Origin of the sequence: Sphingomonas sp. KR3-1, assembly GCF_040049295.1 — a bacterium.
Classification (GTDB): Bacteria; Pseudomonadota; Alphaproteobacteria; order Sphingomonadales; family Sphingomonadaceae; genus Sphingomonas.
On sequence record NZ_JBDZDQ010000003.1, the window covers coordinates 245,322 to 266,643 of the forward strand.

21 protein-coding genes and 1 tRNA gene are annotated in these 21,322 nt (G+C 66.9%); 14 read left to right on the forward strand and 8 right to left on the reverse strand.

What is annotated here, in order from left to right; translation table 11 throughout:
• Positions 1–59 precede the first annotated feature (59 nt).
• The 3 genes from rpmE (at position 60) to ABLE38_RS17055 (ending at position 1,292) form a co-directional block, all read left to right on the forward strand.
• The gene (gene rpmE, locus ABLE38_RS17045) at positions 60–290 is read left to right on the forward strand and encodes a 50S ribosomal protein L31 (protein ID WP_348975445.1); all 231 of its coding nucleotides are present in this window, start codon (positions 60–62) and stop codon (positions 288–290) included.
• Between the two features lie 62 nt (positions 291–352).
• Complete coding sequence (locus tag ABLE38_RS17050) at positions 353–679, forward strand: PilZ domain-containing protein (RefSeq protein ID WP_348975446.1); 327 nt, start codon at positions 353–355, stop codon at positions 677–679.
• Positions 680–776: 97 nt separating this feature from the next.
• Positions 777–1,292, forward strand: coding sequence for a hypothetical protein (locus ABLE38_RS17055; RefSeq protein WP_348975447.1), 516 nt, complete (start codon positions 777–779; stop codon positions 1,290–1,292).
• A 19-nt stretch (positions 1,293–1,311) separates the two neighbouring features.
• Here ABLE38_RS17055 and ABLE38_RS17060 read toward each other — a convergent pair whose 3' ends face one another.
• The 5 genes from ABLE38_RS17060 to ABLE38_RS17080 all read right to left on the reverse strand — a co-directional run bounded on the left by ABLE38_RS17060 (position 1,312) and on the right by ABLE38_RS17080 (position 8,360).
• Entirely contained in the window at positions 1,312–2,349 is a 1,038-nt protein-coding gene (locus ABLE38_RS17060; protein ID WP_348975448.1) for a DUF2332 family protein, read from the reverse strand.
• Between the two features lie 85 nt (positions 2,350–2,434).
• Entirely contained in the window at positions 2,435–4,291 is a 1,857-nt protein-coding gene (locus ABLE38_RS17065; protein WP_348975449.1) for a methyl-accepting chemotaxis protein, read from the reverse strand.
• Between the two features lie 137 nt (positions 4,292–4,428).
• On the reverse strand, positions 4,429–6,936 hold the full coding sequence (locus tag ABLE38_RS17070) for a TonB-dependent receptor (RefSeq protein ID WP_348975450.1): 2,508 nt from the start codon (positions 6,934–6,936) through the stop codon (positions 4,429–4,431).
• Between the two features lie 578 nt (positions 6,937–7,514).
• On the reverse strand, positions 7,515–8,249 hold the full coding sequence (locus ABLE38_RS17075) for a hypothetical protein (protein WP_348975451.1): 735 nt from the start codon (positions 8,247–8,249) through the stop codon (positions 7,515–7,517).
• 21 nt (positions 8,250–8,270) lie between these two features.
• Positions 8,271–8,360, reverse strand: a tRNA-Ser gene (locus ABLE38_RS17080).
• A gap of 128 nt (positions 8,361–8,488) precedes the next feature.
• On the opposite strand from ABLE38_RS17080, the gene ABLE38_RS17085 reads away from it, so the two are divergent.
• The 5 genes from ABLE38_RS17085 (at position 8,489) to ABLE38_RS17105 (ending at position 13,310) form a co-directional block, all read left to right on the forward strand.
• Entirely contained in the window at positions 8,489–9,514 is a 1,026-nt protein-coding gene (locus ABLE38_RS17085) for a lytic murein transglycosylase (RefSeq protein WP_348975452.1), read from the forward strand.
• The gene (locus tag ABLE38_RS17090) at positions 9,498–10,673 is read left to right on the forward strand and encodes an SPOR domain-containing protein (protein WP_348975453.1); all 1,176 of its coding nucleotides are present in this window, start codon (positions 9,498–9,500) and stop codon (positions 10,671–10,673) included. Before ABLE38_RS17085 ends, ABLE38_RS17090 begins: the two co-directional genes overlap by 17 nt.
• A gap of 17 nt (positions 10,674–10,690) precedes the next feature.
• Positions 10,691–11,860, forward strand: a complete 1,170-nt coding sequence (locus ABLE38_RS17095; RefSeq protein ID WP_348975454.1) for a D-alanyl-D-alanine carboxypeptidase family protein — start codon at positions 10,691–10,693, stop codon at positions 11,858–11,860.
• 86 nt (positions 11,861–11,946) lie between these two features.
• Entirely contained in the window at positions 11,947–12,924 is a 978-nt protein-coding gene (locus ABLE38_RS17100; RefSeq protein ID WP_348975455.1) for a DNA polymerase III subunit delta', read from the forward strand.
• A 53-nt stretch (positions 12,925–12,977) separates the two neighbouring features.
• Positions 12,978–13,310 (forward strand): hypothetical protein, encoded by a 333-nt coding sequence (locus tag ABLE38_RS17105; RefSeq protein WP_348975456.1) that lies wholly within the window; start codon positions 12,978–12,980, stop codon positions 13,308–13,310.
• Between the two features lie 30 nt (positions 13,311–13,340).
• Here ABLE38_RS17105 and ABLE38_RS17110 read toward each other — a convergent pair whose 3' ends face one another.
• The gene (locus tag ABLE38_RS17110; RefSeq protein WP_348975457.1) at positions 13,341–14,333 is read right to left on the reverse strand and encodes a hypothetical protein; all 993 of its coding nucleotides are present in this window, start codon (positions 14,331–14,333) and stop codon (positions 13,341–13,343) included.
• Between the two features lie 137 nt (positions 14,334–14,470).
• On the opposite strand from ABLE38_RS17110, the gene metG reads away from it, so the two are divergent.
• From metG to ABLE38_RS17140, 6 genes are all read left to right on the forward strand, one after another.
• The gene (metG, locus tag ABLE38_RS17115; protein WP_348975458.1) at positions 14,471–15,970 is read left to right on the forward strand and encodes a methionine--tRNA ligase; all 1,500 of its coding nucleotides are present in this window, start codon (positions 14,471–14,473) and stop codon (positions 15,968–15,970) included.
• Complete coding sequence (locus tag ABLE38_RS17120) at positions 15,967–16,746, forward strand: TatD family hydrolase (RefSeq protein ID WP_348975459.1); 780 nt, start codon at positions 15,967–15,969, stop codon at positions 16,744–16,746. The genes metG and ABLE38_RS17120 overlap by 4 nt, the downstream gene beginning before the upstream one ends.
• The gene (locus ABLE38_RS17125; RefSeq protein ID WP_348975460.1) at positions 16,743–17,510 is read left to right on the forward strand and encodes an MBL fold metallo-hydrolase; all 768 of its coding nucleotides are present in this window, start codon (positions 16,743–16,745) and stop codon (positions 17,508–17,510) included. Before ABLE38_RS17120 ends, ABLE38_RS17125 begins: the two co-directional genes overlap by 4 nt.
• Entirely contained in the window at positions 17,507–17,731 is a 225-nt protein-coding gene (locus ABLE38_RS17130; RefSeq protein WP_348975461.1) for a hypothetical protein, read from the forward strand. The genes ABLE38_RS17125 and ABLE38_RS17130 overlap by 4 nt, the downstream gene beginning before the upstream one ends.
• 186 nt (positions 17,732–17,917) lie before the next feature.
• Positions 17,918–18,700: a nucleoside triphosphate pyrophosphohydrolase gene (gene mazG / locus ABLE38_RS17135; protein ID WP_348975462.1), complete on the forward strand. Its 783-nt coding sequence runs from the start codon at positions 17,918–17,920 to the stop codon at positions 18,698–18,700.
• 139 nt (positions 18,701–18,839) lie between these two features.
• A complete protein-coding gene (locus ABLE38_RS17140; RefSeq protein WP_348975463.1) occupies positions 18,840–19,178 on the forward strand; it encodes a hypothetical protein in 339 nt (112 codons plus the stop codon).
• Positions 19,179–19,228: 50 nt separating this feature from the next.
• Here the strand turns inward: ABLE38_RS17140 and hflX are convergent, their stop codons facing one another.
• Positions 19,229–20,515: a GTPase HflX gene (hflX, locus tag ABLE38_RS17145; RefSeq protein WP_348975464.1), complete on the reverse strand. Its 1,287-nt coding sequence runs from the start codon at positions 20,513–20,515 to the stop codon at positions 19,229–19,231.
• A gap of 11 nt (positions 20,516–20,526) precedes the next feature.
• A complete protein-coding gene (gene hfq / locus ABLE38_RS17150; RefSeq protein ID WP_348975841.1) occupies positions 20,527–21,075 on the reverse strand; it encodes an RNA chaperone Hfq in 549 nt (182 codons plus the stop codon).
• Between the last annotated feature and the right edge of the window lie 247 nt (positions 21,076–21,322).

The window sequence follows — 21,322 nt, forward strand, 5'->3', positions numbered from 1 at the left end:
TCTCTGCTAGGCGCGCCCTCCTGCCGGTCGGAAACCGGTGGCTTTCCAAGGAATTCGACGTGAAGAAAGATACCCACCCCGACTATCACATGATCAAGGTCCAGATGACCGACGGCACCGTGTTCGAGACGCGCTCGACCTGGGGCAAGGAAGGCGATCTGATGACGCTCGACATCGATCCGCTGGCGCACCCGGCGTGGACCGGTGGTCGCGGTCAGCTCCTCGATCAGGGCGGCCAGGTCGCGCGCTTCAACAAGCGCTTCGGCGGCCTCAACCTCGGCAAGAAGTAAGGGTTTTACGGCGCGTTACGACGTTAACGCGCCGTTAGCCACCTGGGGCTAGCTTGTCGGGCATGGCAAGCGCAGCACGAGCATTCGCAGCAGAGTTCGAACCGGCCGAGGAACTTGGCCGGCGCAGATCGATGCGCGCGCCGGTTTCGCTCGACGCGAAGATCGGCCGCGGCGGGCTGGATCGGGCGCTGTGCAAGGTGACGGATCTGTCGCTGCACGGCGCACGTATCTCCACCTATTCGGTGGTGAAGGCCAATTCAATGATCTGGCTGGCGCTGCCCGGAATCGGGCATGTCGCCGCGCGGGTCGTCTGGTCGGACGATTTCGAAGCGGGTCTCGAGTTCCAGACCGCGCTTACTCCCGAGATTTTCGAAACACTTACGGCATAACGAACCGCCTGCGCGCCGAAAGGATGCGCGGGCCGATTGCGCTTGTCCACGCTTTAGGACATCCTCGTCGAGCTTTCACCTGCTGGGGAAACTGGTGATGCTTAAGGGTCTGCTGCTCTGTGCGGCCGCTTGTGCCGCGCCTACGACCGTGATGGCGGGCGATCGCGATCTGCCCATCATCCCCAATCTCAGGGCTCTGCTTGCCGCGGATGGCGCCGCGCGTGTCCTCCCGGGCAGGAGCGGGGTTCCGGCGCGTCCGGCAACCTTCCTGCCGATCGCCTATCGCGGCGTGGAGCAGGGCAGGTTCCACACGCTGCCGGCAAGCTCGATCCCGCAACTGCCCGCCGAGACCAGCTTTTCCATCGCCGAACTGCGCGTCCGCCCTTCCTGGCATCTCGCTGCCGGCGAGAACGGAACGCAGACGACCAGCGCGCGCGGCGGCAGCTGGGCGGTGTATGATACGCTGTCCGACTATCGCAAGCCGCGATTCCGCCGTTCGGTGATGAGCACGATGCTGGTGCTGCGCATCGACGGCAAGGAAGAGAGCGCGCCGCTGAGTGTCGGCGGGGGCGGAGTCGCCGCCGCGCTGTGGAAGGCGATGCCGGGCGACTGAGCGCCCGACACTTCCCGTTTCAACCGCGCCAGTCGATCCAGTTGCCATAGGCATGGCAGGTGGCGAGCAGGCGTGTCTCGCCGCTCGGCCAGGTGGTGAGCGACAGCCGCACCTCGCTGCGCGTCGGCGTCCATTCGAAGCTGATCCAGGCGAGCGGGCGCTCGGCACTGGCGTTCGCGCCGGCACGATCGATCGCCCGAACCACCGTCGCGCGGTCCTCGCTGGTGAGATATTGCAGCACCATCGAGTGGAACACGACGCGGCACTGGCCGTCCTGCTGCGGCTCGGCGAGGCGATCGGCGAGCCACGAGGCGGCATCGGCCTGGTCGATCCGCGGCTTGTGGGTGAGCGCCATGTCGAGCGCGCGCTCGAGCCGCCGGGCCCGGCCGGGCTGATCGGCCCAGACATAGGACATCAGCCGCTCGCGCGTGGCGAGATCGCCGGCATCGAGCGGATTGAGGTCGACGCCGCGCGCGGCAGTGACCTCGATCGGCGCGGGGAGGGGCGCCGGCCCCGTCCACAGCGGCACGATCTGCACCGGCGAATCGGTTTCCCCCGCGAGCACGCCGCCCAGGTCATAGCCGTAGCGGGCGAGATTGAGATTGAGCCCGCAGCTCGATCCGAGCTCGAAAAGCTCGAAGGGCAGGCCGAACTTGTGGCGAGCGACCATCAGCGCAGCGCCGATCGCGGCGGCGCGGCCGACTTCATTGGTCTGCGGGGTATTCTCCATATAGCCGGCGATGAAATCGTCCGACGCGGAAAGCGCGGCACCGATTGCGCCGTCATAATCCTCATGCTCGCGGCTGTAGAGCGCGCGCAGTGCTTCCAGCTCGCCGCGGCGGGCAAGCGCGTGGAGCGCGGCGTTGAACCGCATCGCCAGCGCCGAGGCGGAGGGGTCACGCGGCCAGCCGGCGATCAGCGCAGCCGTGCGCGGTGCGCGATCGAGCTGGCGATGGCCGGCCTCGAGCACCGCAGCGACGAAGGGCGAGCCGAGCCGCTTGGCGACCCGGGCCTGGCGGCGAAGCTCACCTTCCAGCGAAGGAAGCATCATGTTCATCTGTTATTTCCTTGCCGCCTGGAAGCGGTGATACGCCGGTACAGACGAGCCGGCCCGGCAGCTTGCACCACCGGGCCGGGCCGCATCAGAAGGACTGCCAATCGTCCGCGGCGGCGTCGTTGCGACGCACCAGGGCCGGGATCGCCGCCGCGGGAAGCGGCTTCACCGGGGAAGCGTAGGCCGGAACCTTCGCCTTTGCCGGTGCCGGCGACAGCGCCCGGCGATCCTGCTCGCCGACCTTGAAGCGGCGGGCCTGCTCGGAGAGCGTGGTCACTTCGCTGGCGAGGTGACGCGCCGCCGCCGAGGTTTCCTCGACCATTGCCGCATTCTGCTGGGTCGACTGGTCCATCGCGCCGATCGCGGTGCTGACTTCGCTGATCGCGGTCGCCTGCGCCTGGTTGTCGGTCGCCATCTCGCCGAGCAGCGAATGGACTTCGCCGACGCCGGCCGAGATGTCGGCAAGCGCGCCGTCGACCTTCTGTACCGCTTCCACCGCCGAGACGATGTCGGTCTGGGTGGCGGTCAGCTGGTCGCGGGCACGGCCGGCTTCCTCTTCGGCACGCATCGCGAGCGCCGAGACGAGGTCCGCCACCACCGCGAAGCCACGGCCGGCTTCACCGGCACGACCGGCTTCGACCGCGGCGTTCATCGCGAGAACGCGCGTCTGGAAGGCGATCTTGTCGAGGCCTTCGATGACCGAGTCGATGCCCTTGGCCGACTCGCTCACGCGGGTCATCGCCTGCATTGCCTCGTCGGCGGTCTCGCGGCCGTTGGTCACGGTCGCGATCGTCTCGTCGGCGCGCGACACCGTGCGGTTCGCAGCCTCGGCGGTCGCCTTGAGACGGCCGTTCATCTGCGTCACCGCGGCTGCGGTCTCCTCCAGGCTGGCGGCATTGGCTTCGGTGCGACGCGCAAGGTCTTCCGAGGCTTGGGCGATCTCGCTCGATCCGGTGTGGATCTGCGCGGTCGATTCCATCACCGAGGCGATCACGCTGCGCAGCTCGGCGACGGCGGCGTTGAAGTTGGTCTTCACCGCCTCGTAGTCGCCCGGGAAGGCACGCGTGATCTCGGCGGTGAGGTTGCCGCCAGCGAGCTCGGAGAGCTGCGCCGAGATGGTCTCGACGACCATCTTCTGCTCGGCCTCGGCGCGGGCATTCGCCGCGTCCGACGCCTGCTTGGCAACCGCCGCATCGCGGAACACCAGCACCGCGCGCGCCATGTCACCCAGCTCGTCACGACGATCCGTGTCGGGCACGGCGATGTCGTTCCGGCCTGCGGCCAGATCCGCCATCGTGCGGGTGAGGCCGCTGATCGGCTTGGCGATCAGTCCGGTGAGCATCACGGCGAGGGTGACGGCGATGCCGATCAGCGCGAGCGCGCCGATCGCGAGGACCCAGAGCGCCGTGCTGATCGCCGATTCCTGGCTGGCGCCATTCTTGTCGATCAGCGCGGTCTGCGCGTCCTTGATGTCGCGCAGCGGCAGCACGGCGTTGCTGGTCAGCACCGCCTTGCCCGCAGCGCGGACCTCGGCCTCGGCCGCGTCGCGCTGGCCGGCCTTGACCTTGGCGATCAGGCGATCGCTCCAGTCCTTGCGCCACTTGAGCGTTTCGTCGCGCGACTTGAGCAGCGCGTCTTCGAGCTTGGGCTCGGTCTTGAGCAGCTCCTCTAGCTCGGCCGACGTCTTGTCATAGTCGGCGCCGCCTTCGTTGTACGACTTGAGATAGGTCTCGTCGCCGGTAACGAGGAAGCCGCGCATCTGGCTGTTCTGACGCAGCAGCGCAGTCTCCAGGCCAAGCGTCTTGGCGTGGATCGACTGGCTGAGATTGTTCGCGTCGGTCGAGCCGCGAATCGACGAGATGCTGGAGTAGAACACCAGCATCACGATCGCGGCCGTCGCGCAGATCGTCAGGAACGAGAGACCCAGCTTCCTGGGGATCTTCATGGCCTTGAACATATTTCCTAGCCTTCATCGAGGTGGCGGTTCTTGCGACCGCAGAGTTGCGCCACCCAAAGGGGGCCTTCCGAAAAGGGCCGAGACCCGGGCCGCGCCTCTCGACGCGGCCCGGGCCCTGTGCCGGATCAGAAGTCGAAGCGGACCGAGCCCGAGATCGTGCGCCCGGTGAGGACATGGCCCTTGGCCACGCCGGTCGCCGGCACCGACGCATCGTCGATCCCGACGATCGCGAGCTTGTCGAACAGGTTGTTGGCGTTGACGGCCAGCGTGACCCGATCGATCGGACGGAACTGCACGAACGCGTTGGTCGTGACATAGCCCGGCACCTTGAGCAGGTTCGCGTCGGTCGCGTAGCTGCCGGTGGTGCCGATGAACACGGCGCCCACGCTGAACGACTTGGTGTTCACCTGCGGCGAGACCTGGAAGATCAGGTCCGCCTGACGGTGCGGCGTGTTGCCGATCAGCGCTGCGTTGGCCTTGTCGTTCGTGATCTCGGCGTGGGTGTAGGTCGCGCCGGCGTTCAGGCTGAAGACGCCGATCCGGTAGCCACCCTCGAACTCGGCACCGATCGCCTTGTACGCGCGGACCAGCGGCTGGCCGTTGGTGGCGTCGAGGTTGGTGTCGTCGGCCTTGGCCCAGAAGCCCGTGACGTTCAGCGTCAGGTTGTCGTTGCGGAACTTCACGCCCGCTTCGGCCTGCTTCACTGCGTCATAGGCGGCCTTCTTGTCGGCAAGCGCACCGGTGGTGGCGCTGACGAACGGACCGAACAGGATGCGATCGGCATTGGCACGCGCGCCGCGGCTGTAGCGTGCGAACACCGCCATCGATTCCGCGATGCGATAGTTCACGCCCACCGAGTAGGACAGGTAGCCATAGTGGTAGTCGACCGGGGCAGGGCGAGCGAGCGGCGTGATCGCCACCTGCATCTCGGGGACCGAGATCACGCCGTCGCCGTTCATGTCCTTGGGACCGACGCCGACGCGGCCTGCACCGAGCTCCGAGCCGTAGATCGAGCCGTTCGCCGTGCCGAAGTCATAGCGGAGGCTGCCGCCGATCGCGAGCTTGCCGATGTGGTAGTTGACCGAGCCGAACGGCGCGATCGTGGTGTAGCCGAGGCGGAAGCTGCGGCGGAAGGTGCCGACGGTCGGGCCGCCATAGCGCAGCGTGCCGTCCTGGGTGACCTTGACGTTGGTCGCGGTCACGACGTCGAGCAGGTGCGATTCACCGTTGCCGGCAACGTCGCTGAGCACGGTCGCCCAGTTCCAGTCCGAGTCGATCGTCTGGTGCGAGCCATAGACGCCGAAGGTGGTGGTGAGATCGGCGTTGCCGAGCTTCCACACGCGGCTGGCGCGCAGGTCGTTGGTGGCGTTTGCCAGGCTCTTCATGTCGGTGTCCGACACCAGCATGAGCGCGGCGATGCCGTTGCCGTTGAGCGTCGACAGGCCGGTAACGGTCTGGCCGGCGTTCGGGCCGTTGGCATAGCGGACGGTGCCGCCCGGCGCGCCGAAGGCAGCCGAGAGCGCGGTCGCGGGCAGGTACTGGGTGTAGTAGATGCCCATATAGTGGTTCGACATGTCGGCGTAGCGGAAGCGCTCGGTGATGTCCCAGCCGGCGACGTCGAACTTGCTCTCCAGGCCGATCGACTTGACGATCGGGTGCTGGCCGGCGGTCATGTCGTCACGGGTGACGTTGTTGTTGCCGTCGAGCGTCAGCAGGCTCTGGAAATACTTCGAGTTCAGAGTGTCGTGACGCGCGTCATAGCCGCCGATGTTGTGGAAATCGGCATTGCCGTTGGTGCCGGTGACGCCGACCGGGGTGAGGTCGAACGCGGCGACCCGGTCATCGAGATACTTGCCGTAGATGCGGATATAGCCGCCGTCGAATTCCTTGGTGACGTTCAGCTTGATCTGGCCGCCGCGGGTCGAATCGAAGCCGGTGTCACGCGGGCCGGCGCCCTGGCGGTAGTAGCCGCCGACGTTGAAGCGCAGCGTCGGGGTGATGTGCGCACCATAGTCGAAGTCGGCGCGGTGCATGCCATAGTCAAGGCCGGCCGAGAGCTGGACGGCGCCGCCGTCGGTGTCACCGGTCTTCGAGATGAAGTTGACGATGCCGCCGGGCGAGTTCGACGCGAAGGTCGAGGCCGAGCCGCCGCGGATCGCTTCGACCGCGTTGAGGCTCAGGTCGGCACGCATGAAGGTGTCGGCGCTGGCATAGGCGATGTCGCCGAACTCGAAGATCGGCAGGCCGTCTTCCTGCAGCTGCAGGAACTTGGCGCCGGTCGAGGCGATCGGCAGGCCGCGGATGGTGATGTTGCCCATGCCTTCGCCGGCAGCGGCTTCGGCGCGGATGCCGGGGACGTCACGCAGGATGTCGGCGATCGAACGCGCGCTCAGCTTGTCGACGTCGCTGCCGCGCAGCGCGCTGGTCGACGTGGCGCTGTCGAGGCGGTCGCGGCCCTTGGCGACGCCGGTCGAGAACACCTCTTCGGTGCCCTTCTTGGCCGGGGTCTGCTGGGCCTCGGGCTTCTCGGCCTTGGCTTCGTTCGTGGCCGGTGCGGCCGGCGCAGTCTCGGCCATGGCCGGAGCGACGAGCGCGAACGGTGCGACAGTGAACAACAGGAAATGCTTCTTCATGATTTTTCGTACCCACCTTGAAATGTTGCGACCCCGCGGGGTCATGATTTCCCTGGAATTCTGCGATGCTCTCCGTGCGCCGGCCTCGGTGAGCCGGAGCGGAATCTTGCGTTGGTACGGGCGGAGTTTCGGGTTCCGGCTGTCGGGCGATATGCGGCGGCAAGGCGCGCACGTCCCCGCCCGGCGGGACGCGTGTCTCGCCGGAGGCTATCGTGGCTGTGCTGCTTGCGTTTGCTTGGAGCCGCTCCCCTGGCTCCTCGCTTCGACAGTCGGATCGGCCAAGGACGCGGCCGTACCGATACTGAGTTCCTAAGCCCGTACGGGCGAGATGCTTGTCGAGCCTTGCTCCTTCCCCCTCAATATTCCGCGGCCGGAGGGCCACGCGATCAATATAGGGGGGTCCGGAAACACTCCGGCAAAAACACGTAAAATAATTGGAATGTGCAGATTTTGTACGTGGCTGAGATAAAACGATTTCTCAGGATTTTGCCGGGCGGCCGCCGAGGCGCAGGCGCGAGTTTTCCGCCCTCTGTTGCGCGGATGCCACAGTGGTGGGGCGGCGAAAATCGGGGTTTGTGCTAGTTCGCGGCGCCCTGCTTCTGCGCGACGAGCTTGAGCACGAGATCGGCATATTCGTTGGTCGGATCGAGCGCCTTGGCTTCGTTCGCCGCCGTGGCTGCCGCGGCCATGTTGCCGGCGCCGGCAAAACCGATGCCCTTGGCGGCGATCAGGTTGGCGCGGCCCTGTGCCTCGAGATCCTTGTCGGTCGCCAGGAACTTGTCGATGAACGGCGGGATGTCGGCATAGGCCGAGAGGCCGAGCAGCGTTGCGACATATTCCTTGGTCAGGTCATGCTGGTTCGGTGCGATCGCCAGGCCTTTGGCATAGCTGGCCTTGGCACCGGCATAATCCTCCATCTCGTACTGGATCCAGCCGACCGCATAGGCGAGCTCGGCATAATGGAGGTTGCGCATCACGAAGGTGGAGCTGGCCGGGAAGCCGTCGATCGCGCGGCCCGCCTGCTTGGCGGCGGTATAGGCGGCGAACTGGTGGTCGTCATAGACGCGCACCTCGCTCCCGCAGCGCTCGGCGGCCGGCATCGTGGCGGGGAGGGTGGCAAAGCGCTTCTGTAGCGCGGGCAGCATTGCGGTGAAGCCGGGCTTGTCCTGCGCCTTCATCAGCGCGAAGGTCTTGTCGATGTCGGGCTGGACCTCGGCGGCGAAGGCGGCCCTGTCCTCGCAGGAACCGGCGAACGCCGCGCCCGGCGCGATCAGGGCAACCACGGCGATCGTTGAGAACAAGTCCTTGAACATGCCCGTATCCCCCGAAAATAGTGGCGGAGAGGGTGGGATTCGAACCCACGGTGAGCTTCCACCCACGGCGGTTTTCAAGACCGCTGCCTTAAACCACTCGGCCACCTCTCCGCGTCGGTCCTTCCGCTAATGCGGTTGGCGACGATCCGCCACAATTTGTTGACGAAAGCCCGCGCCGGGGGGTTCAGGATCGCGCTGCCCTGTGGCACAAAAGGCGCATGCGGGGATCGAGTAGAGTGATGCGTAGCCTGTTGGCACTGGGCGTGGCGGTGATCGCGGCGGGGCCGGTGGGTGCGCCGGCGATCGCGCAGGACGAGACCGGCTTCCAATCCTATCTGGGCGAGCTTTCGCGCCAGGCCGCGGCACAGGGCGTGAGCCGGCGCACGATCGACCTGGTCATGCCGACGCTCACCTATAATCCCCGCGTGATCGAGCTCGACCGGCAGCAGCCCGAGACCGCGCCCAATGCGCCGATCTCCAATTTCGAGCCCTATCGCGTGAAGCATGTCGATGCCGCGCGGATCGGGCAGGGGCGGGCGGCCTATCAGCGTCAGCGCCCGCGCCTGCAGCGGATCGAGGCCGAGACCGGCGTGCCCGAATCGATCATGGTCGCGATCTGGGGCCACGAGACCAATTACGGGCGGGTGATGGGCGGGTTCGACCTGCCGCGCGCACTTGCCAGCCTCGCCTATGAAGGGCGGCGGCGCGACCTGTTCGCCTCCGAATTCATCGACACGCTCAAGATGATCGACCGCGGCGTGCCGCGCGAGAAGCTGATCGGCAGCTGGGCCGGCGCGTTCGGCGGGCCGCAATTCCTGCCCTCGGTCTATCTGCGCCTCGCGCGCGACGGCGACGGCGACGGCATGGCCGATATCTGGACGAGCGAGGCGGACACGCTCGCCTCGATCGGCAATTATTTCGTCAATGCCGGCTGGCGCAAGGGCCAGCCCTGGGGCTTCGCGGTCACCGTGCCCGCCAATCTCGATCGCGCGGCGCTGGTCAACAAGACCGTGGCGCCGCGCTGCCCGCGCGTGTTCGACCGGCACAGCCGCTGGAAGACGATGGCGGAGTGGCGCGCGCTCGGCGTGGTGCCGCAGACCCGCGCCTGGCCCGCGGACACTGTCCAGGCGACGCTGCTCGAGCCCGACGGCCCGGGCAAGACCGGCTATCTGCTCACCGGAAATTATCGCGTGATCCTCGACTATAATTGCTCGAATTTTTACGCTTTGTCGGTAGGCCTGCTCGCCGATGAGGTCGAACGCTAGCATTTTCGCGCTCTCGCTCCTGGCTGCCCTGGGCGGCGGGGCGAGCCATGCCCATGCCGCACAGCGGATGGGTTCCGTTGCCGCACAGGCCTATACGGGCGGGCAGGACAGCCAGCCCGCCGAGACCTGGCGGGCCGCCGACGGCACGCTGCGCTCGCGGCCCGCGCGCCAGCAGCCGGTCCAGCCGGAAGTTCAGCCGGCGCCCGAGCCGGTGATCCAGCAGCCGGCGCCCGAGCCGCAGCCGCAATGGAGCGAGCCCGCCCCCGTGGAGCAGCAAGCGAGCGCGCCCGGCGCTTCCTATGCGATCCCCGGCGCCGTGCCCGCGCGCAAGCCGGGCCGTGCGCCTGCGCCCGTGGTGCAGCAGCAGGCCCCGTTGCCCCAGAATTATACCGACCCTGCCGCCGGTGTGACCGGCCCGGCCGGATCGTCGCAGCCCGCGCCGGGCGAGACGCCGCGCTATGACGAGATCGGCTATGCCGGCATCCGCCCGGTGAGCGGCGGTGGCGCGGCCGATCAGGCCGTGGTGGCGATCCACCGCTCGCTGCCGGCGAACTCCTATGTCGAGGTCACCTCGCTCGAGACCGGCAAGACGATCCTGGTGCTGGTGACCGGTTCGCTCGAGCCGGGTGCCGATCATCCGATCGACCTGTCGGCCGGTGCCGCGCGCCTGCTTGGCGCCAATGGCGATACGCTCGGGGTGCGCATCCGCAGCGTGAACCCGCCGGCGATGGACAAGTCCGCGCTCCAGGCCGGCCATGCCGCCAGCGACCGCGCCGATGCGCCGCCCGTGCTGCTCACTGCGCTGCGCAAGCATCTGCCCGTGACACCCGGCTATGCCAATGCTGCGCCGCGCGGACCCAGCTATGCGGCGCCGGTCTATAGCCCGCCGCGGACGGTTGCACCGCGCCCGGCGCCGGTGCGTAGCGCGCCCGTGGCGGCCCGCCCGGTGGCGAACGGCAAGTTTGTGGTGCAGATCGCCGCACTTTCTAACGCCAGCCGTGCACAAGCGCTTGCCCAAAGCATGGGCGGGTCCGTAAAGCCGGGGGGCGGGCTCTATCGTGTCCAGCTCGGTCCCTTCGCCACGGCGGGCGAGGCCGAAGCGGCACGACGGCGCGCCGCGGGCGCGGGCTATGGAGATGCACGCGTCCAAGCCAACTGAAAGGCCGGACGAATCACATGAAGAAGTTGCTGCTTGCCGCATCGTTCCTGGCGCTCGCCGCCGCCACCTCGACGAACGCCGCCGGCCCGCCGCCCTTCGATACGACCGCGCCCGTCGCCTACATGGAGGACCTGTCCTCCGGCGCGGTGCTGTTCGCGCGCGACGCCGATCGGCGGATGCCGCCGGCATCGATGGCGAAGATGATGACGGTCTATGTCGCCTTCGACCTGATCAAGCGCGGCGAGCTCAAGCTCGACAAGCAGATCGAAGTGCAGCCCGAGACCTGGAAGAAGTGGCATTCGCAGGGCTCGACCATGTTCCTCGCGGTGGGCGAGAAGCCGACCGTCTCCGACCTGCTCAAGGGCATCGTGACGCTTTCGGGCAACGACGCCTGCGTGGTGCTGGCCGAGGGAATTTCGGGCACCGAGGAAGCGTTCGTCCAGCGGATGAACGAGCAGGCGCAGAAGCTCGGCCTGACCAACAGCCATTTCGGCACGTCGAACGGCTGGCCCGACGAAGGCCGCACCTATGTGACCGCGCGTGACCTGGCGCATCTCGCCAAGGCGACGATCCAGGACCACCCCGATCTCTACAAGCAATTCTATTCGCTGCCGAGCTTCACCTGGGGCAAGACGCTGGGTGCCGGCGCCGCGATCAGCCAGGACAATCGCGATCCGCTGCTCGGCAAGGTCCAGGGCGCCGATGGCCTGAAGACCGGCCATACCGAGGAAGCCGGCTATGGCTTCACCGGCTCGGCCGAGCAGAACGGCCGCCGCCTCGTCATGGTCGTCGCCGGACTCACCACCTATAATGGCCGCGCCGAGGAATCGGTGAAGTTCATGAACTGGGGCTTCCGCGCCTGGCAGGGCAAGGCGATCGTCAAGAAGGGCCGCAAGGTCGGCGAGGTCCAGGTCCAGGGCGGCACGTCGGGCAGCGTCGGCGTGATCGCCCCGCGCGACCTGAGCGCCACCGTCCCCGCCGGCACCGCGCCGGAGATGCAGGGCCGCATCGTCTATAACGGCCCGGTGCCCGCCGGCTTCAAGGCAGGCGACCATATCGCGGACCTGGTGATCGATTCGCCGGGCCTGCCTTCGCAGACCGTGCCGCTGGTGGCGGAGAACGACGTCGCCCAGGCCGGGTTCTTCGGGCGCGCGTGGCGCGGCTTCTGGTCGCTGTTCGGGGCGTAACGTCGGAAGCCGCGATCGAGGCGTCGAGCTTCGCGCGGTGCCTCACCCCTTGCCCCTCCCCGCCGGGGAGGGGAATAAGAGACGCCATGCCTTTTCTCGGCAACGACTCCGCCCGCGAGGCGCTCGCCGCTGCCATGCATGGCGGCAATCTCCATCATGCCTGGCTGATCGCCGGGCCCGAGGGGGTGGGGAAGGGGAGCTTCGCACGCCAGGCCGCGCTGCGCATGCTCGCCGAGGCGGCGGGGCGCGATCAGCTGCGCCCCGGCTGGGACGTGCCCGCGGAGAGCCAGACGGTCCACCTGGTCGACGCCGGCGCGCATCCCGACTATCGCGAGCTGGTCCGCTTGCCCAAGGATGCGGACAAGCCCGACGAGGCGCTCGCCCGTTCGATCACCATCGCGCAGGTCCGCGGGCTCCAGCCGCTGTTCGCGACCAAGCCGAGCTTCTCGTCGCGCCGCGTGATCGTGATCGATGCGATCGACGATCTCGAGCGCGGCGGCGCCAATGCGTTGCTCAAGAACCTGGAGGAGCCGCCGGCGGGGACGATCTTCCTGCTGGTGAGCCATGCGCCCGGCCGGCTGCTGCCGACGATCCGCTCGCGCTGCCGGCTGCTGCGCTTCGAGGCGCTGAGTGACGGCGACGTGACCGCGATCCTGCGCGAGCAACTGCTAGACGCCTCGCCGGCCGAGATCGCCGCGCTGGTCAAGGCGGGGGAGGGCTCGCCGGGTCGCGCCCTCGGCTTTGCCGGGCTCGACATCGCTGCGATCGAAACCGAGATGGCGGCGCTGGCCGATACCGGCGACCCCTCGAACATGATCCGCGCGCGACTGGCCAAGCTGCTCGGTCCCAAGGGCGCCCAGCCACGCTACGAGGCGTTCCTCGAGCGCGCGCCGAGCTTCATTGCCGAGCGAGCCCGCACGCTCTCGGGCGATCCGTTGCGCACCGCGCTCGACGCCTATGCGGCAGCGGGTGAACTCGGCGGGGCGGCGAAGGGGCTGTCGCTCGATGCCTCGGCCACGGTGTTCGAGATGGGCGGCATCCTCGCCCGACTGGGGCGCAGTTAACCCAGCTTTAGGCGCACACAGTTATTCCGGCTCCGAAACAGGGGATCGGATTCATGAGCAGCATCACGGATATTGCCGGCAGTACCGGCGTCGGCGCGAGCACCGGCGCCACCTCGCAGGCCAATGGCAAGAGCGACACCAGCTTCGATGCGATCCTGGAGGCGTTCAAGAAGGCCGCCAGCGAGACGCCCGAGCAACGCGCCCGCGACGCCGTGCTCAAGAAGCACAATCTCTCCGAGGACGACTATAAGAAGCTGCCGCCCAAGGAGAAGGACGCGATCGACAAGGAAGTCGCGGAGGCGGTGCGCAAGGTGCACGAGCAGAAGACCGGCGTGGCGATCGGCGATGCGCCGGTGTCGGTCGAGAAGATGTTGGGCCAGGCCTAGCGCTCGAAGCCGCGCCCCTGCGGCACGGATTCAGCTTATCGTCCAGGCTCCCGGCTGCGACGGCGTAGCCGAAGGCCGGGGCGGCGGGCGATGATGCATCGGCGTCGGCGGAGAAGCGGTTCGACGAGCCGGCGCCTGGGCATGGGTTGGCGCGGGCGTTTCGCTCGCAGCGGGAACGTCGTCCACGGCGGGCGCGTCGATGGCCATGGAATCATCGCTGGCCGCCGCGGCGTTGTCCGCCGGTTCGTCATCTGCAAAGAGATCCGTGAAGTCCTCCGGCTTGCAGGCGGCCTTGCCATCCTTGCTGCTGAGTTCGCACACACGCGTATAGTCGGCGAGAACACGTGCTTTCGCACCGGCCTTCCGGTTCACATAGTCGGCCATGTCGACTGCCAGCGCGCCATTGCAGCCGATAAGGACCTTCGCGTCGCAGCCTTTCATGTAGAATATGCGGGCGCGCGCAGCGTCGGACTTGATGCCGTCGCCGGCGTAATATTGGCGCCCGCGGTTGACGCAGGAAAGGGCGACATCGTGCGCGCACGCCTTGTCGTAGAGCAATCCGGCCATCGCCGGATCGTGCGGGAGCGGCCCGTTCAGATCGTGCAGGACCGCCAGATTGTGGCAGGCCTCATATACTCTCGCGTCGCAGGCCCGCTGGTACAGAGGCGCAGCTTGCTCGGCCGTCGCCCTGTCGCCTGGATGCTTCTCCATCATCGTGACCGCCTGGTTGAAGATGCGCGTCGGCGCGAGGAAGAGCTGGTCGAAGCTGATGCCGGTGCCGACGATACCGGCAAGGAAGGCGGCGCCCACAAGGCTCCAGCGTACGCCTGGCCGCGCCCGCAACCGGGTCAGCGACGCGAAGCGCGGATTGAGGAACAGCGCGAACAGCACCCCGGCGGCGACTGCGGCATAGAGCGCCGGTGCATAGGGCGCCTTTTGCGCAGCGACCACGCCGATCGCCACCGAGGCCAGCAATACCGCAAGCGAGAGAATCCAGAGAATCAGCGTACCGGCCAGGCGCATCGATAGTCCCCCTGCGACCCTGCTAGCCGCTGCCCAGTCCTGAGCCCGCATTGTTGCGCAAGTGTTTCGATTTTGCCTGGAAGCAAGAACCGCATCAGGGCCTTCTCTCCGGCAGGCCATTCCCCTAAAGCCCCGGCATGGCCGACCCCTTCTACATCACCACCGCGATCCACTATCCCAATGGCCGCCCGCATATCGGGCATGCCTATGAGATGATCGCCGCCGACGCGATCGCCCGTTTCCAGCGCCAGCAGGGCCGCGACGTGTTCTTCCAGACTGGCACCGACGAGCATGGCCTCAAGATGGTCAAGACGGCGCGCGACCGCGACATGACCGCGCGCGAGCTGGCGGACGAGATGTCTTCCTATTTCAGTGAGATGGCCGAGAAGCTTGATATCTCATGCGATCGTTTCATCCGCACCTCGGAGGCCGATCACTACAAGGCGAGCCAGGCGATCTGGCAGGCGATGGCCGATGCCGGCGACCTGTACCTCGATCGCTACGAGGGCTGGTATTCGGTGCGCGACGAGGCCTTTTACGAAGAGAAGGAACTGGTCGACGGGGAAGGGGGCATGAAGCTCTCGCCCCAAGGCACGCCGGTCGAGTGGACCGCCGAGGAGACCTGGTTCTTCAAGCTTTCGAAGTACCAGCAGCCGCTGCTCGACTTCTACGCCGCCAACCCCGACTTCATTCGCCCGGAATCGCGCCGCAACGAGATATTGCGCTTCGTCGAGGGCGGGCTGGTCGACCTGTCGGTGAGCCGCACCAGCTTCGATTGGGGCGTGCCGGTGCCGGGTTCGCCGGGGCATGTGATGTATGTCTGGGTAGACGCGCTGACCAATTACCTGACCGGCGCGGGCTATCCCGACGACCAGACGCGGCTCGACCGCTACTGGCCGGCGGATATCCACCTGATCGGCAAGGATATCGTCCGCTTCCATGCGGTCTATTGGCCCGCCTTCCTGATGTCGGCGAAAATCGCGCTGCCCAAGCAGGTGTTCGGGCATGGCTTCCTGCTCAATCGCGGGGAGAAGATGTCCAAATCGGTCGGCAATGTCGTCGATCCGATGGCGCTGGCCGACTATTACGGCGTCGATGCGCTGCGCTATTTCCTGCTGCGCGACGTGAGCTTCGGCAATGACGGGACGTTCAGCGACGAGGCGATCGTCATGCGTGCCAATGCCGACCTGTCGAACAGCTTCGGCAATCTCGCCCAGCGCACGCTCGCCTTCATCGCGAAGAATTGCGAGGGGCATGTCGAGACCGGGCGGGCCGAGGAGGCCGATGCGATGCTGATCGCCGAGGTCGACAATGCCTGTGGCGGCTTCATCCGCGCCTTCGAGGACCTGGCGCTCAGCCAGGGTGTCGAGCTGTGGATGGCCGGGGTGTTCGCCTGCAACCAGTATATCGATGCACAGGCGCCCTGGGGGCTGCGCAAGACCGACCCCGAGCGGATGCACGCGGTGCTGCACACGCTGCTGCGCGCGATCCGGCGTCTTGGCGTCACGATCGCGCCGGTGGTGCCGGGTTCGGCGGCAAAGCTGCTCGAGCAGCTCGGGCCGGAAGGGGATGCGGACTTCCGCATCGCAGCCCCGACCCCCATCTTCCCCCGGCTGGAGCTGAAGGAAGACGCGTGAAACTGGCCGACAGCCACTGCCACCTGATCTACAAGGGCTTGGGCGAACAGCAGCCCGAGGTGCTGGCGCGTGCCCGTGAGGCGGGCGTGGTCGCGATGCTGAACATCTCGACCCGCGAGCGCGAATGGGACGAGGTCATCGCCGTCGCCGAGCGCGAGGCGGATGTCTGGGCCTCGGTCGGCATCCATCCGCACGAGGCGGACGAGCATCCCGATATCCAGGCCTCGAAGCTGATCGAGAAGGCGCGGCATCCGCGCGTCGTCGGCATCGGCGAGACCGGGCTAGATTATTATTACGACCATAGCGATCGCGATCGCCAGCGCGCGAGCTTTCGCACGCACATCACGGCCTGCCGCGAGACCCAGCTGCCGCTGATCGTCCATACCCGCGATGCCGAGGCCGATACCGCGGAGATATTGCGCGAAGAGATGGGGAAGGGGGCCTTCCCAGGCGTGATCCACTGCTTCACCGCGAGCCGGGAGTTCTCGGAGATCGCGCTGGAGCTGGGCTTCTACATCTCGATCTCGGGCATCGTGACGTTCAAGAACGCCAAGGACCTGCAGGATACCGCGACGCAGCTGCCGCTCGATCGGCTGCTGATCGAGACGGACGCCCCTTTCCTGGCGCCGGTGCCGCACCGGGGGAAGACCGGCGAGCCGGCATTCGTGGCGGATACCTGCCGTTTTCTGGCGCAGCTGCGGGGCGAGGATCCGGACACGCTGGCTGAGGCGACGCGCGCCAATTTCCACAAGCTGTTCGCCAAGACGCTAGCATGAAGCTGCGCGTTCTCGGTTCGGGCACCTCATCCGGCGTGCCGCGGATCGGGAATGACTGGGGGGCCTGCGATCCCGCCGAACCGAAGAACCGGCGAACCCGCGCATCGGTGCTGGTCTCCACCGAGACGACGCGCATCCTGATCGATACCAGCCCGGATTTCCGCGAGCAGGCGCTGGTCGCCGAACTCACCGATTTTGATGCGGTAATCTGGACGCACGATCATGCCGATCATTGCCACGGCATCGATGACCTGCGGCAGATCATGCATGCGCGCGACGGCGAGCCGGTGCGCGGGCTGGCGCGGCCGTTCACGCGCGAACAGCTCGAGCTGCGCTTTGCCTATGCCTTTCACGGCCGCAAGCTCTATCGACCGACGATCGCGATCGAGGATCTGCCCGATGCGATCACGATTGGCGACATCGATATCCGCGTCGTCGATCAGCCGCATGGCGGGATCACCTCGGCGGGGCTGCGGTTTGAAAGTAATGGAAAATCCATAGGTTATGCTATAGATTTCAATGAGATGACGCAGGATATGCGGAATCTGTATCAGGATATCGATCTATGGGTAGTCGATTGCCTGCGTCGCGCACCGCATCCGACGCATGCGCATCTCGGCGCGGTGCTCGAATGGGTCGAGGCATTCAAGCCGCGGCGGACGATCTTGTCGCACATGGACAATTCGATGGACTATGCGACGCTCCTTTCCACGCTGCCGCCGGGCGTGGAGCCTGGCTTTGACGGGATGGAGGTGACGGCATGAACCAGTTCGATTCGATGCGGCTCGTCTATCTGCTCGGCGCGCTGGTGCTGGTGACCAGCGGGTTCTGGGGGCGGCGGATTGGGATGGGCCAGCTGCTGCGCATGGCGCTCGCCTGGCTGGGCATCTTCGCGATCGCCTATCTGATCGCCGTAAATGTTGGGCCGATCGGCCGCGCGCTTGGCGTGACGCCGGCGGCGACGGCCAGCAGGGGCAGCGTCTGAAAAGGGCGGCGGGCTCGGCCGCCAATTTGCGACGCTTTATTTTACATAATGTATATTATCGATCTAACGGATCCGGCACGTCGGAGCGCTTCCCCAGGGCCCCTTTCGCGCTTTTCTGCGGTTTTCGGGCTGTCTGACGGGCGCTGCTTCGCTTAGGGTTGCCGCGCATTTCAGGAGGCCCTCCCGTTGACCGCACCCGAGAACGCTGCCGCGATCGATCGCCTCGTTGCCATCATGGCGCGGCTGCGCGACCCTGTGAGCGGTTGCGAATGGGACACGGTGCAGACCTTTGCGACGATCGCGCCCTATACGATCGAGGAAGCCTATGAAGTCGCCGACGCGATCGAGCGCGGCGACATGGCCGATCTGAAGGACGAATTGGGCGACCTGCTGCTCCAGGTGATCTTCCACAGCCGCATGGCCGAGGAAGCCGGCGACTTCGCGCTCGCCGACGTCGCCCATGCGATCAGCGACAAGATGGAGCGCCGCCACCCGCACATCTTCCTGGGCGCCTCGGAGGGCGGCCATCACCTGTGGGAACAAATCAAGGCCGCGGAGCGGGGGGCGAAGGGGCACGTCAGCGCGCTGGACGGCGTCGCCACCGGCCTCCCCGCCCTGCTCCGCGCCGAGAAGCTCCAGAAGCGCGCCGCCCGCACCGGCTTCGACTGGCCCGACCCCAGCGGCGCCCGCGCCAAGATCGACGAGGAACTCGCCGAGATCGAGGCCGCCGCCACGCCGGCCGAGGTCGAGGAGGAAATCGGCGACCTGCTGTTCGCGGTGGTCAACTGGGCGCGCAAGCTGGGCGTCGATCCCGAGGCGGCATTACGGGCAGCCAATGGAAAATTCGAGAAGCGTTTCAAGGTAATGGAAGCCGAAGCTGGCGAGGTTTTCGAAACACTCGACCTCGATGCCAAGGAGGAACTCTGGACCAAGGCCAAGCGCGCCGAGCCGTTTCGGAGCAATTCCTAGAACAGCTGCGTATCCGTTCATGTATGGTCAACAGACCCGTAACGATTGTGCGGGTGCCGTCTCGTGATTCGGCGTGTTCTGGATTTGCGTACCGTGTCGCGGCTCCGTCCGCTGAGTTCCACTTGCGAAGGAAGACGCAATGTCGATCAAAGAGCAGGTAGTTAAGCAGGCGGCGACCGCGGGCATCGGCGCGGCCACCGGCGCGGTCACCAAGCATGTCGTCAAGGGTCGGCATGTGCCGATGGTGGCCTCGGTAGGCTCAGCCGTCGGCGCGACGCTGGCGACGGGCGGTACGGTGGGTGGCGCGGTCAGCGCCGGGGCCGGCGTGGTGACGGCTGCGGCCGCATCGACGGCAGCCAGCGTCGGTGCCGGCGCCGCGGCCGTCGGTGCCGTGGCGGTTGCCGCCGCACCCGTGGTAGCGGTTGCCGCTGTCGTGGGCGGCACGATCTGGGCGATTTCCAAGATCTTCGACGACTGAGCCGCGAGATACGGGCACGCTGCGCCACATCGGGCAGCGTGCCTGAAGGCTCAGCGCGTCAAGAACCGCTCGTGATCGCGCGGTGCCATCCGCACTTCGTACACCGCCTGGTCGCCGTCCATGCCCTGCTCCAGCACTTCGCCATGCTGGTGGAGCCAGGCCGCGGCGGCACCGTCGGCCGGGTCGAGGTGGATCGTGAAGCGGCGATGGCCCTCGGTCAGGCGCGCGGCGACGGCGGTGATCAGGGCGTCCACCCCCTCCCCGGTCACGGCCGAGACGGGCATGACGTCCTCGCGCTTCCCCGCCTCGGCGAGCAGTTCTGCGCGGCGCTCGTCGTCGAGCAGGTCGATCTTGTTCCAGGCTTCGAAGCGCGGCGTGGTCTCGGCGACGCCGATCTCGGCCAGCACCTTCTCGACATCGTCCTTCTGCGCTTCGCTGTCCGGATGCGCCACATCGCGGACGTGGATCAACAGATCGGCCGAGACGACCTCTTCCAGCGTCGCCTTGAACGCAGCGACGAGCTGGGTCGGCAGCTCGGAGACGAAGCCGACCGTGTCCGACAGGATCGCCTTGTCGATGCCGGGCAGCGAGATTTGGCGCAGCGTCGGGTCGAGCGTCGCGAAGAGGAGGTTCTCCGCCATGACGTCACTTCCGGTCAGGCGATTGAAAAGCGTGGATTTTCCGGCGTTGGTATAGCCGACCAGCGCGATCACCGGCCACGGCGCGCGCTGGCGCCGGTCGCGATGGAGGCTGCGCGTGCGGCTGACCGAATCGAGCTCGCGGCGCAGGCGCGCCATCCGGTCGCGGATCAACCGGCGATCGGCCTCGATCTGGGTCTCGCCCGGGCCGCCAAGGAAGCCGAAGCCGCCGCGCTGGCGCTCGAGGTGGGTCCAGCTGCGCACCAGCCGGCCCGCCTGATAATCGAGATGCGCAAGCTCGACCTGGAGCCGGCCCTCGGCGGTGCGCGCGCGCTCGCCGAAGATCTCGAGGATCAGGCCGGTGCGGTCGATCACCTTGCAGCCGAGCCCGGTCTCGAGGTTGCGCTGCTGCACCGGCGTGAGGTTCGCATCGAACACGGCGAGCGTCAGTTCGCGGTCGCGCACCGTCTCGGCCAGCGCCTCGACCTGGCCCGAACCGATCAGCGTGCCCGGCTTGGGCGCTCGGATGCGCAGCGGCACCCGCTCGACCACGTCGACGCCGATCGCGGCGGCGAGACCGGCGGTCTCCTCCAGGCGCGCCTCGGCATCGCGCGAGCTGCCGCCGAGGTCCGGATAGACCACGACCGCTCGCGCGCCCCGGGTGAATTCGTCGGGGTCGCGCTCGAAACCAGTACTCATGGGGACCTTACTCAGTCGTCGCTATTCTGTTCCTCGGCGAGGTTCAGCGGGTGGGCCGGCTGGATCGTCGAGACAGCATGCTTGTAGACCAGCTGGGCCATGCCCTCGCGCTGGAGCAGCATGCAGAACAGGTCGAAGGCCGCGATCTGGCCCTGGAGCATCACGCCATTGACCAGGAACATCGTGACATTTTCCTGCTGGCGGCGTACCGCGTTGAGGAAAATCTCCTGCAAAACCGGGTTCTTGGACTGGAACTCTCCCACCGCTTCGAGGAGCGGGGCGAGGTCCACCGGGCCCGAGGGCATGATCGTGGAGATCGCGTGCTTGTAGATGAGCTGCGACTGGCCGTCGCGGCGGAGCAGCACCGAAAAATTATCGAACCAGGTGACGATGCCCTGGAGCTTGACGCCCTTGACGAGGAACATCGTGACCGGCGTCTTCGACCGGCGCAGCGAGTTGAGGAACAGATCCTGAAGCGAGGTCTGCTTTTCGGCCATCGTTCGTGACTCTCTTTGTTGGCGGGAGTTTCCCCGCTTTGGCGCCGTTCTCTGGCGTCGGATGCGCGCGCCCGTCCGGCACGGCGCGCGCTGCTTTTAAGCGTTGGGCGGCGAATCGTCCAGCGGCGGTTTCCAACAATCGCGGCGCGGCGACTCGGCCAAGCCCGACGCGGATGCGGCGGAAAGTCACGAAAGCCGGTACAGTCATAGGCGCGCGCCGTTCCTGTATTCGCGCAACTTGCTTGCGCGGGGGTGGCCCTACATTTCCTACCGGGTCAAAGAGCGGCCGGTGTCGGCCGGCCGCGAGAGT

Bases quoted from the DNA above. Each gene is read 5' to 3' on its own strand.
- ABLE38_RS17050 (WP_348975446.1), top strand. From the start codon at position 353: ATGGCAAGCGCAGCACGAGCATTCGCAGCAGAGTTCGAACCGGCCGAG.
- ABLE38_RS17055 (WP_348975447.1), top strand. From the start codon at position 777: ATGCTTAAGGGTCTGCTGCTCTGTGCGGCCGCTTGTGCCGCGCCTACG.
- ABLE38_RS17060 (WP_348975448.1), bottom strand. From the start codon at position 2,349: ATGAACATGATGCTTCCTTCGCTGGAAGGTGAGCTTCGCCGCCAGGCC.
- ABLE38_RS17065 (WP_348975449.1), bottom strand. From the start codon at position 4,291: ATGAAGATCCCCAGGAAGCTGGGTCTCTCGTTCCTGACGATCTGCGCG.
- ABLE38_RS17070 (WP_348975450.1), bottom strand. From the start codon at position 6,936: ATGAAGAAGCATTTCCTGTTGTTCACTGTCGCACCGTTCGCGCTCGTC.
- ABLE38_RS17075 (WP_348975451.1), bottom strand. From the start codon at position 8,249: ATGTTCAAGGACTTGTTCTCAACGATCGCCGTGGTTGCCCTGATCGCG.
- ABLE38_RS17085 (WP_348975452.1), top strand. From the start codon at position 8,489: ATGCGTAGCCTGTTGGCACTGGGCGTGGCGGTGATCGCGGCGGGGCCG.
- ABLE38_RS17090 (WP_348975453.1), top strand. From the start codon at position 9,498: ATGAGGTCGAACGCTAGCATTTTCGCGCTCTCGCTCCTGGCTGCCCTG.
- ABLE38_RS17095 (WP_348975454.1), top strand. From the start codon at position 10,691: ATGAAGAAGTTGCTGCTTGCCGCATCGTTCCTGGCGCTCGCCGCCGCC.
- ABLE38_RS17100 (WP_348975455.1), top strand. From the start codon at position 11,947: ATGCCTTTTCTCGGCAACGACTCCGCCCGCGAGGCGCTCGCCGCTGCC.
- ABLE38_RS17105 (WP_348975456.1), top strand. From the start codon at position 12,978: ATGAGCAGCATCACGGATATTGCCGGCAGTACCGGCGTCGGCGCGAGC.
- ABLE38_RS17110 (WP_348975457.1), bottom strand. From the start codon at position 14,333: ATGCGCCTGGCCGGTACGCTGATTCTCTGGATTCTCTCGCTTGCGGTA.
- metG (WP_348975458.1), top strand. From the start codon at position 14,471: ATGGCCGACCCCTTCTACATCACCACCGCGATCCACTATCCCAATGGC.
- ABLE38_RS17125 (WP_348975460.1), top strand. From the start codon at position 16,743: ATGAAGCTGCGCGTTCTCGGTTCGGGCACCTCATCCGGCGTGCCGCGG.
- ABLE38_RS17130 (WP_348975461.1), top strand. From the start codon at position 17,507: ATGAACCAGTTCGATTCGATGCGGCTCGTCTATCTGCTCGGCGCGCTG.
- ABLE38_RS17140 (WP_348975463.1), top strand. From the start codon at position 18,840: ATGTCGATCAAAGAGCAGGTAGTTAAGCAGGCGGCGACCGCGGGCATC.
- hflX (WP_348975464.1), bottom strand. From the start codon at position 20,515: ATGAGTACTGGTTTCGAGCGCGACCCCGACGAATTCACCCGGGGCGCG.